Here is a 13307-nt window from a genome sequence, read left to right as displayed (position 1 = left end):
CGATGCTGAAAGGTTGATGACAGCTTGGCTTCGTAACTGAGCCTCACATCTTATCCGGCGATAGAAACGGAAGGCGAGGAGCAGGGTTCGTGCGACGGGTTATTCAGATTGTTTCCCTCTTGGCAAGTCTGGCGGTGCCGACGGCCGTAGCGGTGGCGGAACGGCCGGCAGGCTATCCGCGATCCTATGACCAGTTGATCGCCGACGCGCAGGCGGAACGGCAGGTCGTCGTCTACGCCAATGCCGACACATCGGAAATGGCGCCGGTCATCCTGGCGTTCCAGCGCCGCTATCCGGGCGTCACGGTGCGCTATGCCGACCTTGGCTCCAACGAGATGTATCGCCGTTTCGTTACGGTATCGCGGGGGCGCAAGCCATCGGCCGATCTGGTCTGGTCGTCGGCGATGGACCAGCAGGTCAAGCTGATCAACGACGGGTTCGCGCAAAGCTATACCAGCCCGGAAAAGCCGGCTCTGCCCGCATCGGCGGTGTGGAAGAATATGGGGTTCGGCGTTACGGCCGAACCGATCGCCTATGTCTACAACAAGAAGGCGATCCCCAATCCACCGCGCACCCGCGCCGCGCTGGAAGCGATGCTGCGCAAGGATCGCCGCGCGCTGACGGGCAAGGTCGCGACCTTCGATCCCGCGCGCTCGAACACCGGCTATCTGTATCTGACGCAGGATTTCGCGATCACCGGCGATACGCGGTCGCTGGTGGAAGCGATGGCGGCGACGCGGCCGGTCCTGTCGATCACCACCGAGCCGATGTTGCGCGGTGTGGCGGAGGGCAAGCTGTCCATCGCCTATAATGTCATCGGTTCCTATGCGGTGGAACGGGCGCGGCGTGACCCGCGCATCGGTGTCATCTTCCCGCAGGACTATACCATCGTGATGTCTCGCATCGCCTTCATCGCGCGGGAGGCGCGGCATCCCGCCGCCGCCAAATTGTTCCTCGATTTCCTGCTGTCGCGTCAGGGCCAGTCCCTGCTCGCGCAGCATAGCCTCTGGCCGGTCCGCACCGACATACGCGGTCGCCGGCTTCCTGCGGCTCAGGCGCGCCCGGTGCGCGTCGGCCCGCAGCTTCTCGCCAATCTCGATCGCCTGAAACAGCAGCGCTTCCTGCGCGACTGGAACGCGATCCTCGCTTCTGGAGCCCAATAATGACGTCCCTGATGTTGCGCGGCAGTTGCGCCGCGCTGGCGCTGATCGCCGCCACCCCTGCGCTGGCCCAGACGCCGAGTGCCGACGAACTGGCCGCGCTGGTGAAGGCGCAGGCCGCCGAAATCGCCTCGCTCAAGGCGCGGCTCGACAAGATCGAAGGGCAGGCGGTCGCGCAGGCGGCAGCGCCCGGACCCGCACCGCAAGTCGCGCAGCAGCAGGCCACGCCGCCGCTGGTCGTCACGCCCTTCGCGCCGCAGATCGTGCCGCCCGGTCCCGCCGATATCGACGTCGGCCAGGCCCGCGCCATCGCGCGGGAAGTCGGCGTCAAGACCGAGTGGGGGGCGGGCCTGCCCGTGTTCCGATCGGCCGACGGCGTCTTCACCTACAAGCCGCGCGGGCGCATCCTGGTCGATGTCAGCTCGACCATGGGGTCCGATTATAAGGGCCGCAACACGACCACGACGGGCATGCGCGCGCTGCGCCTGGGCCTGGAAGGCGGGGTCGGGCCGCATTTCTTCTACCAGTTCGAAAGCGATTTTTCGGAAAATGAAGTCGATATCGTCACCGCCTTTCTGGGCTGGCGCAATCGGCTGAGCGGCAAGGTCGATTACGACATTCGCGTCGGCCATCTGTTCAACGACCGCGCGTTCGAAGGCAGCACCGGGTCGGATTCCACGCCCTTCCTGGAGCGCAGCACGGTATCGACCGCGATCATCCCGCAGCGCGGCTTCTACGGCATCGGCATCATGGGCCGCATGTTCGGTCCCAACTGGCATGCGTCGGTCAGCGTGACCGGCGACCGGATCGATGGGCAGCAGGCGACGAACGACAGCCGCACCGCTTCCTTCCGCGCGCATTGGAACCCGATCAAGACCGACCGGTCGCTGCTGCATGTCGGCGCATGGGGCTTTGACGAGGCGCTGTCGGCCGCCGCGACGTCTCTGACGCGCAGCACGGTGATCGGCGGTCGTTTCAACGGCGCGGTGCGGGTGTCGACCGGCGAATTGCTGGGCGGGCGTTCCACCACCGGCTATGGCGCGGAACTGGGCGGCTATAGCGGCAGCCTGTGGGTCATGGGCGAAGCAGGCCGCCGCGTCGCGCGCCTGACCGGCGACCGCCCGAATTTCGAGAGCAAGGCGTGGAGCGTATCGACCGGCTTCTTCCTGACCGGTGAATTGCCGCCTTACAACCCGCGCCTCGGCAGCTTTGGCCAGCCCAACGTGCTGCGCCCCACTTTCGACGGTGGACCGGGCGCGATCGAGCTGACCGCGCGCTACGAAAATCTGGATTATACCGATCTGGTGCTGGGCGGCGACGGCTGGGCCGCGACGGTCGGCGTGAACTGGTATCTCAACAGCTTCACCCGGCTTCAGCTCAACGGCATCCACTGGCGCACCGACAATCGCGCCGGCGCCTTCACCGGCAGCGACGACGGCCAGACCGTCAGCGCGCGTGTCGGCGTGACTTTCTGATCCTTCTTCTCCTCGCCTCTTCAAGGATGCAGCGATGAATCTTGCCCTGCTCGGCTTCCTGATGGTCGCCACCTTCATGACGCTGATCATGACCAAAAAGATGACGCCGCTGGTGGCGTTGATCGTCATCCCGTCCCTGTTCGGCGTCATCGCCGGGCAGGCCGCGGGCCTGGGCGACATGATGATCGACGGCATCAAGAATCTGGCGCCGACCGGCGTGATGCTGCTGTTCGCCATCCTGTTCTTTTCGACGATGACGGACACGGGATTGTTCGATCCGCTGGTCGGCCGGCTGGTGAAGCTGGTCCATGGCGATCCGCTGCTGATCCTGCTGGGATCGGTGGTGCTATGTGCGGTCGTCAGTTTGGATGGCGATGGATCGACCACCTACATCATCACCTGCGCCGCGCTGCTGCCGCTATACAAGCGCTTCGACATGAAGCGCATCTACCTGGTCTGCCTGTTGATGGTGACGAGCGGGATCATGAACCTGACGCCATGGGGCGGCCCGACCGCGCGTGCGGCCAGTGCGCTCAAGCTCGATCCCGCCACCCTGTTCCTGCCGCTTATCCCCGGCATGATCGCGGGCCTCGCCTTCCTGCTGGGTCTGGCCTTCTGGTTCGGGATCAAGGAGCGTCGGCGGCTCGGCCATGTCCACCTGCCGCAGCGTGAGGCAGTGGATGTCGCCGACCTTGGCGTGTCGCAATATCCCGAAGCGCGTCGTCCGCATCTGCGCTGGTTCAATGCCGCGCTGGTAGTCGTGCTGCTGGGCCTGCTGGTCTGGGGAATCCTGCCCCTGTCGGTGCTGATGATGATCGCCTTCGCCATTGCGATGATCGTCAACTATCCGGGCGTCGCACAGCAGAAGGAGCGGATCGCCGCCCATGCCGGCAATGTTCTGTCGGTCGTGTCGCTGATCTTCGCCGCGGGTATCTTCACCGGCATATTGGGCGGCACCGGCATGGTGGAGGCGATGAGCGAGGAAGTGGTGGGCTTCATCCCGCCCGCATTGGGGCCGTATATGGCGCCGATCACGGCTTTGCTGTCCATGCCCTTCACCTTCTTCATCTCCAACGACGCCTTTTACTTCGGCATGTTGCCGATCCTGGCGGAGGCCGGGGCCCATTATGGCGTCGATCCGATGGCGATCGCCCGCGCGTCGCTGATGGGCCAGCCGGTCCATCTGCTCAGCCCGCTGGTGCCGTCCACCTATCTGCTCGTCAGCCTGGCCGGGATCGACCTGGCCGATCATCAGCGCTTCACCTTGCTGCCGGCGGCCGCCGTCTGCATCGTCATGACGCTGGTCGGCATGATCGCGCTGGCTTTCCCCTTCGTTGCCTGACGGGTCGCAACCGGTCAAACACCGGGCAACGCAGGCCGCCCTCCGCTTCCTGGCAGCGATCGCTGTCGGGGCAGCGGGGGGCGCACTGTTTCTGGAGATCGGCGCGCCTTTGCCTTGGGTGCTGGGGTCCATGGCCGCCTGTGCCATCGCCAGCGTCATCGGCTTGCCGATACAGGCCTCATCCGCCACGCGCCGGCCGATGGCGGCGGTGATCGGCGTGGTGCTGGGCAGCAGTTTCGGCCCGCATCTGTTGCCGCAGGCGCGCGAGTGGATCATTCCGCTTGTCGCGCTGCCCTTCTTCCTTGCGACGGCCGCGCTGCTGTGCGTGACCTATTTCCGCAAGGTTGCCAAATTCGATCCCGCCACCGCCTATTTCGCCGGCATGCCCGGCGGCATCGCCGAAATGGTGGTGATGGGGGCGGAGCGCGGCGCCGACGAGCGGACCATCGGCCTGATCCATGGCGCGCGCATCTTTCTGGTCGTCTTCATCCTGCCATTCCTGATCCGGCTGGACCATGCGCCGGTCGCCATTGCGCCAGCCGCTGCGGTGACGGGCGGGGTGGCGGACTGGTCGCTGCTATTATGGGCGGTCGGCTGCGTGGTTGTGGGTCTGTCGATCGGCAGGCTGCTGCGCCTGCCGGCCTGGCATCTGGTCGGGCCGCTGGCGGTGAGCGCGACCGTGCATATGAGCGGGCTGGCCGATTTCCGGATTCCTGGCTGGGCACTGGCGGCCGCGCAGGTGGGGCTGGGCGCCACTATCGGTTGCCGCTTCGTTGGGCTGACGCTGAAGACTTTGCTGCGCACCGTGGCGCTGGCGGCGGGATCGACGCTGATCTTGCTGGCGGTGACATTTGCCTGGGCAGCGGGGATCGGCGCGCTGACCGGGCTGGACCCGGTGTTGCTGACGCTGGCCTATTCGCCCGGCGGCCTGGCCGAAATGAGCATGGTGGCGCTCAGTCTGGCGTTGGAGCCGGGCGTGGTCATCGTCCATCACCTGACCCGTGTGGTGCTGGTCCTGATCGGGGCACCACTCGGGTTCAGGTCTATGGATATTAGAACAAAGTCATGAGGCCCGTAGCCGGGTCGATCACGCCTTCATAGATCATCTTGCCAGCGACATAGAGGATCACCACCAGGCCGAAATAGGCGATGGCACGATAGCGTTCGATCACGCGGGCCAGCAGGTTCGCCGCCACGCCCATCAGCGCGACTGACAGGATCAGGCCGACGACCAGGATGCCCGGATGCTCGCGCGCGGCGCCGGCGACGGCCAGCACATTGTCCAGGCTCATGGACACGTCGGCGATGGCCACGGCCCAGGCGGCTTGCGCGAAGCCCTTGGGTGCGGCCTTGCCGGCGATATCGTCGGCATCTTCGGCTTCGCCGCCCGAACGCAGTTCGCGCCACATCTTCCACGCGACCCAGACGAGCAGCAGGCCACCGGCAAAGACGAGGCCGACCAGCTGCATCAGCTGTGTCACGAGCAGGGCGAAGGCGATGCGCAGCACCAAGGCGGCGATCACGCCGATCGCGATCACCTTGCGGCGCGAGGCGGGGGGCAGGCCGGCGGCCAGCGCGCCGACGACGATCGCATTGTCCGCCGCCAGCATGATGTCGATCAGCACGACCTGACCGAAGGCGGCCAGAGCGGCGGGGGAACCGATATTGGAAAAATCGGCCACGATATGGGTCCAGATGTCGTTCATAAATCCTCTCATGGGCGACGACCGGGGGCGTCGGTTTGACGGCTGATTTCGAGCGAAACAGCGTGGATCGCCACAGGAGGGCGACCGGCGGCGCATAGGACAGGAAGCTGTCACCCACCTTTCAGCCCGAACGGCGGCATGCGCAGCCCCGACAAGACGATTGTTATTTGATAGTGACTTGCAATAGCTAATCTGTATAGGAGGCGCCCTTCAACAGGGAGGTCCAATTGATCCGTATACATCCGTCCGCCGCCAGCCTGTCCATATTGGCTTTTGCGACCCTGACTATGTCGAGCGCCGCCATGGCAGCCGATGCCGCCTATGACGATAGCGGCGATCGCGCCGACATCATCGTGCTGGGCAAAAGCTATGGGCAGGAAGTCGGCAAGACGGTCACGCCGCTGAAGGATGTGCCCAACACCGTCGCCGTCATCGACCGCGAGCAGATCGAGGCGCAGAATCTCTTCACGCTGGAAGATGCGCTGACCGCGACCAACGGCATCACCGTCAACGGGGTCGGCAGCGAAGGCGCGACCTTCTATTCGCGCGGCTTTGCCATCAACAATTATCTGGTCGATGGCACGCCGACACGGGCCTATGATTCGCCCGCCGTCATTCCCGACCTGTTCTTCTACGAACGGTTGGAAGTGTTGCGCGGCCCGGCCGGCCTGTTCAGCGGATCGGGCAATCCGGCCGGCAGCATCAATCTGGTGCGCAAGCGGCCGCTGGACGAATTCAAATTGCAGGGGTCGGTCGGCTACGGAAGTTACAAGAACAAGCGCGGCGAGATCGACCTGTCCGCGCCGCTGGCCCAGGGCGTCGCCGTCCGCTTCGGCGCGATGGTGCAGGATCAGGATCAGTTTTACGACATCGCCCATCGCAACCGCGTCGGCGCGTTCGGCGTGGGCAAGATCGACATTGGCGATCGCACCACCTTCACCGTGGGCGGCACATGGGAGCGGTTCAAGCCGTCGATCCAGACCGGCTTGCCCGGCCTGATCGGCGGGGCGGACGGCAGCGATGGGCAGTTGCTGGACGTGCCCCGCTCCACCTATGTCGGGGCGGACTGGAACCGCTTCCGGTCGGAAAGCTGGTCGGCCTTTGCCGAGTTGACCCACAAGATCAGCGACCGCTGGACGCTGCGGGCGACGGGGCTTTACACCGAAGTCGATCGTATCGACGTCTACAGCTATATCGGCAGCGCGCCGGTGACGGAAACGAACGGGGTCACCTCACACATCGCCTATCGCGGCGACAATACTTATAGCACCCGCTCTTTCGACTTTAACGGCGTGGGTAGCTTTCCGCTGTTCGGGCGCGACCAGACGCTGATTTTGGGCATGGATTATCAGGCCAGTTCCGCGCGGACCTATTACACGCGCCTCAGCCGCTATGCGCAGATCGACGTCTATAATCCCGTCTCGCCGGCCGAGCCGCCGCTCGATCCCTATGGCGATTTGCCGGCCTATAACGGTCCCTATGGTCCGGTGAAGCAGGTCTATGGCGCCAGCGATACGCAGGTCGAGCAATATGGCATATACGGCCAGATGCGGATCAGCCCGATCGCGGGCCTGTCGCTGGTCGGCGGCGGTCGCATGACATGGTGGTCGACGGATTCGCAGACGCTGTTGCCCAACAGGCTGGCACCGACCGGATACAGCATGGACGCGCAGTTCACGCCCTATGGCGGCATCGTGTGGGATGTGACGTCCAACTGGAACATCTATGGCAGCTATGCCGACAGTTTCACGCCGCAGACTTCGACCATGCCGCGTTCCGACGGCGGGCGGATCGAGCCGCTGATCGGCGATCAATATGAGGGCGGCACGAAGCTGTCGCTGTTCCAGGACAAGCTGCTGCTGTCGCTGGCAGCCTATCAGATCACCCAGTCGAACCGGCTGTTCAACGACCCTGACCTGCCCGACGTGGTGCTTCAGATCGGCAAGGTGCGCTCGCGCGGGATCGAGTTCGATGCGGGCGGCGAAATCACACCCGGCTGGCGGATCAATGGCGGATATAGTTACAATAAGAACAAATATCTGCGCGACACCAATGCGCTGTATGAAGGGATTTCGGTCGTGCCGGTCATCCCGAAACATTCGGCCAAGGTCTTTACCAACTATGCGCCAACCGGCGGCCTGCTCGACGGATTCAGCATCGGTGGCGGCCTGACCTGGCTCAGCTCCACTTTCGGCGGCAATGCGGCGATATGGAATGCGGACGGAACGTTGCGCACCCGATCGACCATCGTGCGGCAGGGCGCCTATGTCATCGCGGACCTGCGGGGCGGGTATAAGGTGAACGAACGGCTGTCTCTTTCGGTGAACGTCAACAATCTGTTCGACCGTAGCTATTATGCGCGGATATCATCGACCGGGCGCGGCAATTTCTATGGCAGCCCGCGCACCATATTCGCGACGCTGCGCTTCGCCTACCCATAAAGACGGGCGGTCGGTCGGGCCGGCTTTTCCGGCTGAGCGTCGGCATGGCGGCAAATGTCGTCAGTTTGTAAAACTCGCGGCCTACTCGCGCGCTCTCTATACCGGAGTGTGCGTTGAGTTGGCTGCGTGACATAGATCGTTGGTTCATGGCCGAAGTGCTGCCCCATGCGGCGGCCTATCGTGCCAGGGCTGCGCATTTCTGCGGCCGGGCGGATGCGGACGATCTGGTGCAGGAAGCCTATGCGCGCGTGCTGGGCACGGCCGATTACCGGGCGATCGCCGCGCCGCGCAGCTTCGTGCTGACGATCGTGCACAATCTTGCGCTGGAGCGTTTGCGGCGGGCGAATGTGGTGCGGATCGACTTCCTGGCGTCCATGGAGGTGCTGGACGTGGCCGATGGCGCGCCGGATGCCTTTGCGGTGGCGGCTGGCCGGTCCGACCTGCAACAGATGTTGCAGTTGATGAGCGCCCTGCCACCGCAATGCGCCCGCGTCCTACACATGCGGAAAATCCAGGGGATGCCGCCTGCCGCCATATCGGAAGCGCTTTCAATATCCATCTCGACCGTGGAAAAACATGTCGCTAAGGGTCTTGCCCTCATCACAAAGGCCCGGCGCGACAATGAAGCCCAGGTGGAGGATTTTTGTCCGGCAGTCATGACATCTCTCAGCCATGCGCTGACCTGACCGACGTGGCCGCCGGCTGGCTGGCCGCGCTCGATGCAGGATCGGCCGACATGGCCGCGTTCGAGGCATGGCGGGATGCGGATGTTCGGCATGCGATCGCCTTTGCCGAAGTGGCGGCGAGTTGGCGCGACATGGACAGCCTGCGTCTGGTGCAAGGCGACATGGCCGCGCCCGAAAAAGCGCCCGAACCGGCACGACCCGATCGGCGGCATGTCATCCGCGCTGCGGCCGGCGTGGCCGCGGTGATGGTGGCCGGCGGTGGCTTTGCCTATCGCGCCTATGCGCGCGACACGGCCAGCACGGACCTGGGCGAACGACGCACGGTCGCGGTGCGCGATGGCCTGGCGGTAGACCTCAACACCGACAGTCGCATTCATTGGAAGACCGGGGAAACGACCCGCATCTGGCTGGAACGCGGGGAAGTGGCGATCCGTCTGGCGTCCGCGCAGAAGGTCGATTTGCAAACGCCGGGCGGCGCGTTCCAGTTGATGCCCGGCATCTACAATGCGCGGCTGCGTGATGCGAGTTGCGAACTGGCGGTCGTGAAGGGCAGCATAACCGGGGTCGGCGCAACCCCGATCGGCGCGGGCGCGATCGTGCTGGCAACGGCCGGCCGGATCGCGTCGCGCGCGGGCGAGGATGCGGATCTGGATCGGGTGACGGCCTGGCAGCGGGACATATTGGTGCTGAACGGCGAAAGCCTGGACTATGCCCTGTCGGAGATAAACCGCTATCTGCCCAAGAAGATCGTGATCGGCGATCCGGCGCTGTCGCGCATCCGGTTGGGCGGCACATTTGCCACGACGAACCCGGATGAATTTCTTCAGGCGCTGCATACATCCTTCGGCGTTCGCGCCACGCCCAATGCCGGCGGCGGTATCATTTTGACCCGCACCTGATTTTTTTGCAGCGGCAATGGCGGATCGTCGCCGCTCATCCATCCATGCCCCGACACCTTATCCAAGCGGGGACATTCATGCTGAAGTTACTGACGACGACCGCCATCGTGGCGGCCGCGATGCCGGCTGCCGCCTATGCCCAGGGGCAGCAGGCGCGCGTGAATTTCGAGATCAAGGCCGGCGATACCGCCACCGCCCTCAACCAGTTCGCCGATCAGGCGCATGTCCATGTCGTCTTTCCCTATGACGCGATCGCCAATCGCCGGGTGGCCGGATTGCGTGGGAGCTTCACCCGTAGCGAGGGGCTGCGCCGCCTGATCGCGGGACAGGGGCTGGTGATCGCCAGCGAGACGGCCGGCATGATTTCGCTCAAGGCCGCGCCGGTCGCGCCGGATGCCCCGGCCAAGGCCATCGCCGACAACAGCCCGCAAACCGACATCGTGGTCCTGGGGCAGGGCGAATCCCGCCAGGTCCAGACCGTCGCGCCCAAGGCGATGGGCAAGGCGACCGCCGGTTCGTCGCCGCTGCGGGCGCTCAGCCGCCTGCCGGGCGTGAATTTCGATTCTTCCGATGCGCACGGTACCTACGAAGCCGCGACCCAGCTGTCGATCCGCGGCTTTCTGTCCGACCAGATGGGCTATACGCTGGACGGCGTGCCGCTCGGCAATATGCAGTATCGCAACAATAACGGCCTTTCGATCAACCGCGCGCTGCTGACCGAGAATAACGGCCCTGCCACCCTGTCGCAGGGCAGCGGCGCGCTGGGCACCGCGTCCACCAGCAATATCGGCGGCACCGTCGACTTTTCCTCCATCGACCCGACCAGAGAGTTCGGCATCGACCTGGAGCAAAGCTATGGCAGCGAGGATAGCTGGCGCAGTTTCGTGCGGGTGAACAGCGGCGAACTGCCCTGGGGCGGGCGGCTGGCATTATCCTATGCGCATGACCGACAGGGTAAATGGCGTGGATGGGGCAAGCAGGAGCAGGACCAGATCAACGCCAAATATGTGCAGCCGATTGGCGACAGCGTGACATCGACCAGCTTCCTCAACCTGATCGACCGGCGCGAAGATGACTATAACGACGTCTCGCTCGCCAAGCTGAAGGCCTATGGCTGGGACTTCGACAATGTCCCGACATTCGCGCTGGCCGAACAGCTGGCGCTGATCGTGCAGAATGGCGGCACGCCGCCGGCCCCCTATGTGAATGCCGACGACAGCGTCTATCAGGGTGGCGGCGTACGGCGCGACCTTCTGGCCTATGAGAAGCTGGAATATCGCATCTCGCCGCGCCTGTCGGGCTTCACCACCGGCTATATGCACCTCGACAAGGGCATCGGTACCTGGGCCGATCCCTATGATCCGACCCCGGCTGCTTTCGGAGGATCGCCGGTGTCCGTGTCGGCGCTGCGCTATGACATCGATCGCAAGGGCGTGGTGTCGCGGCTGACATTCGAAGCGGGCGATCATAAGATCGAGGGCGGGATCTGGTACGAACGCAATGTCTTCAATCAAGGCTCCTATCTCTACGGGCTGAAGGCCGGCGTCACGCCCGAACAGTTTCAGCAATTTTACGACGATCCGTTCAAGACGACCTTCCGCAACCGCTATGTCACCAACACGCTTCAGCTGGATATCGGCGACACATGGCAGGCGACCAGCCATCTGCGCCTGAACGCCGGGGTCAAGGGCGTCGTATCCACGAATAAGGCGCACAGCATCGTCAGCACAAAGCCGATCGACGGTTCGATCCAGGCGAAGAACTGGTTCCTGCCGACGGCCGGCATCCTCTACACGCTGGACGGCGGCAGCGAATTTTTCGCCGGCTACACCCGCAACATGGCCGCGTTCGTGGCGTCCACGTCGAGCGGTCCCTTCTCCAGCAGTTCGCAGGCCGGGTTCGATTATATCCGCGACGACCTGAAGCCGGAAATGACCAATACGTTCGAGGCGGGCTATCGCTTCCACACCCGCAACCTGCAACTGTCGCTGGCCGGCTATTATGTGAAGTTCACCAATCGCCTGCTGGCTTCGTCGATCAGCGCTACGGTCGTCGGCAACCAGAATGTGTTGCAGAATGTCGGCAGCGTGTCGTCGCGCGGCGTGGAAGCGGCGGCGAACTGGAAGTTCGCGCCCTTCTGGTCGCTCTATGGCAGTTGGGCCTATAATGACGCGACCTATGACGATGACGTCCAGCCGCTGGGTGGCGCGATCATCGCGACCAAGGGCAAGCAGGTCGTCGCGTCGCCCAAACATGTCGGCAATGTCGAAATCAATTATGACGACGGCAAGCTGTGGGGGCAGGCCACGGCGCATTATCGCAGCAAACGCTATTACAGCTATCTGAACGACGCGCCCTTGCCGGGCGCCGTCAACGTCAATCTTTCGGGCGGCTATCGTTTCAGCGAGAGGCTGGACGTCCAGCTCAACGTGATGAACCTGTTCGACAAGCGCTATATCGCCTCGACAGGTACGGCCGGGTTCGTGACGTCCGACCCGAACGGCACCTACACGACATTGCAGTCGGCCGCGCCCCGGCAGGTGTTCGGCACCGTGCGCGTGCATTTCTGAAATCGGCAGAACCCTGGTCCCGGCGCGCGTCGGGACCAGGGTTCGCCATAAGCAAAACTGGGCCTGTCATGGATCGTCGCACTTTACTCAAGGCCGCCATCGGCGCGCCGCTTGTCGCCTCCGCCGCAACGGCAGCCGCCGTCGACAGACCATTGGACAGAGACGGGTTCAGCTTCGCCTTCATCAGCGATTGCCATATCCGGCCGGAACTGAACGCGGACAAGGGATGCGCCGCCTGTTTCGAGCAAATTTCGGCATCCGACCATGATTTCGTCATCAATGGCGGCGATCATATCGAAGATGCGCTGGAAGCAAGCCGTGCGCGGGCGACGATGCTGATGGACCTGTATCAGCGCACCGAACGCCGTCATCTGCGCAAGCCCGTGCATCATGTGCTGGGCAATCATGATTGTCTGGGCGTGTTCGCCAAGAGCGGGATCGATCCGTCAGCGCCCGATTATGGCAAGCAATTCTACATGGATCGGTTCGGGCCGCGCTATTATGCGTTCGATCACAAGGGGGTGCATTTCGTCGTCCTCGATTCCGTCGGGCTGACGGACGATCGCAATTATGAAGGGCGGGTCGATGCGGCGCAGCTGGCATGGCTGAAGGCCGACCTTGCCGCCCAGCCCAAGGGTGTGCGCATCATCGTCGTGACCCACATTCCGCTGATCACGGCGATGCAATGTTATGAACCGGAATCCTGGCTGAATACGCCGCACAACTGGACCTTCGTGGCCAATGGCCGCGACGTGCTGCGCATCCTGCGCGAGCATGACGTGCTGGCCGTGCTTCAGGGGCATAGCCATGTGTTCGAGCAGATCGAGCTGAACGGCATCCGCTTCATCAGCACCGGGGCCGTCGCCGGCGCGGACTGGCGTGGTTCCTTTCTGGGCACGCCCGAGGGCTATAGCGAAATCTTCATATCCGGTCGGAGCGTGGAGGCGCGATACCGCACCTATGGCTTTGCCGCCGTAGACAGGGAAGACGTGCCGATATGAGCATTTCTGGCGCGAGGCCGGCTGCAC

At 63.9% G+C, this 13307-nt stretch carries 10 protein-coding genes; 9 read left to right on the top strand and 1 reads right to left on the bottom strand.

Going from position 1 to position 13307, the window contains the following annotated elements; all coding sequences use genetic code 11:
- The first annotated feature begins 89 nt into the window (after positions 1 to 89).
- The 4 genes from F4U95_RS14020 to F4U95_RS14005 are packed head-to-tail and all read left to right on the top strand — an operon-like array spanning position 90 to position 5046.
- Positions 90 to 1163 (top strand): ABC transporter substrate-binding protein, encoded by a 1074-nt coding sequence (locus tag F4U95_RS14020; protein ID WP_150426111.1) that lies wholly within the window; start codon positions 90 to 92, stop codon positions 1161 to 1163.
- Positions 1163 to 2635 carry an OprO/OprP family phosphate-selective porin gene (locus F4U95_RS14015; RefSeq protein ID WP_150426110.1) on the top strand — a complete coding sequence of 491 codons (1473 nt, stop codon included), beginning with the start codon at positions 1163 to 1165 and terminating at the stop codon, positions 2633 to 2635. The genes F4U95_RS14020 and F4U95_RS14015 overlap by 1 nt, the downstream gene beginning before the upstream one ends.
- A 34-nt stretch (positions 2636 to 2669) precedes the next feature.
- The gene (locus F4U95_RS14010; protein ID WP_150426109.1) at positions 2670 to 3977 is read left to right on the top strand and encodes a CitMHS family transporter; all 1308 of its coding nucleotides are present in this window, start codon (positions 2670 to 2672) and stop codon (positions 3975 to 3977) included.
- Entirely contained in the window at positions 3970 to 5046 is a 1077-nt protein-coding gene (locus F4U95_RS14005; RefSeq protein ID WP_150426108.1) for an AbrB family transcriptional regulator, read from the top strand. Before F4U95_RS14010 ends, F4U95_RS14005 begins: the two co-directional genes overlap by 8 nt.
- On the opposite strand, the gene F4U95_RS14000 is transcribed toward F4U95_RS14005, so the two are convergent.
- Positions 5030 to 5683, bottom strand: a complete 654-nt coding sequence (locus tag F4U95_RS14000; protein WP_120250394.1) for a YjbE family putative metal transport protein — start codon at positions 5681 to 5683, stop codon at positions 5030 to 5032. The two genes, F4U95_RS14005 and F4U95_RS14000, sit on opposite strands and share 17 nt — an antisense overlap.
- Before the next feature lie 227 nt (positions 5684 to 5910).
- Here F4U95_RS14000 and F4U95_RS13995 point away from each other — a divergent pair, with 227 nt between their 5' ends.
- From F4U95_RS13995 to F4U95_RS13975, 5 genes are all read left to right on the top strand, one after another.
- On the top strand, positions 5911 to 8124 hold the full coding sequence (locus F4U95_RS13995; RefSeq protein ID WP_246171599.1) for a TonB-dependent siderophore receptor: 2214 nt from the start codon (positions 5911 to 5913) through the stop codon (positions 8122 to 8124).
- A 146-nt stretch (positions 8125 to 8270) separates the two neighbouring features.
- Entirely contained in the window at positions 8271 to 8810 is a 540-nt protein-coding gene (locus tag F4U95_RS13990) for an RNA polymerase sigma factor (RefSeq protein ID WP_246171598.1), read from the top strand.
- Positions 8811 to 8815: 5 nt separating this feature from the next.
- Positions 8816 to 9709 carry a FecR family protein gene (locus F4U95_RS13985; RefSeq protein WP_211363984.1) on the top strand — a complete coding sequence of 298 codons (894 nt, stop codon included), beginning with the start codon at positions 8816 to 8818 and terminating at the stop codon, positions 9707 to 9709.
- A gap of 77 nt (positions 9710 to 9786) precedes the next feature.
- Entirely contained in the window at positions 9787 to 12279 is a 2493-nt protein-coding gene (locus tag F4U95_RS13980; RefSeq protein WP_150426105.1) for a TonB-dependent receptor, read from the top strand.
- 68 nt (positions 12280 to 12347) lie between these two features.
- On the top strand, positions 12348 to 13280 hold the full coding sequence (locus F4U95_RS13975) for a metallophosphoesterase family protein (RefSeq protein WP_150426104.1): 933 nt from the start codon (positions 12348 to 12350) through the stop codon (positions 13278 to 13280).
- Positions 13281 to 13307: the final 27 nt, after the last annotated feature.

Source organism: Sphingobium limneticum, assembly GCF_008710165.1.
Lineage (GTDB): Bacteria > Pseudomonadota > Alphaproteobacteria > Sphingomonadales > Sphingomonadaceae > Sphingobium > Sphingobium limneticum.
This window is presented reverse-complemented; position numbering and strand designations above follow the sequence as displayed.

Bases quoted from the DNA above. Each gene is read 5' to 3' on its own strand.
- F4U95_RS14015 (WP_150426110.1), top strand. From the start codon at position 1,163: ATGACGTCCCTGATGTTGCGCGGCAGTTGCGCCGCGCTGGCGCTGATC.
- F4U95_RS14010 (WP_150426109.1), top strand. From the start codon at position 2,670: ATGAATCTTGCCCTGCTCGGCTTCCTGATGGTCGCCACCTTCATGACG.
- F4U95_RS14000 (WP_120250394.1), bottom strand. From the start codon at position 5,683: ATGAACGACATCTGGACCCATATCGTGGCCGATTTTTCCAATATCGGT.
- F4U95_RS13990 (WP_246171598.1), top strand. From the start codon at position 8,271: ATGGCCGAAGTGCTGCCCCATGCGGCGGCCTATCGTGCCAGGGCTGCG.
- F4U95_RS13980 (WP_150426105.1), top strand. From the start codon at position 9,787: ATGCTGAAGTTACTGACGACGACCGCCATCGTGGCGGCCGCGATGCCG.
- F4U95_RS13975 (WP_150426104.1), top strand. From the start codon at position 12,348: ATGGATCGTCGCACTTTACTCAAGGCCGCCATCGGCGCGCCGCTTGTC.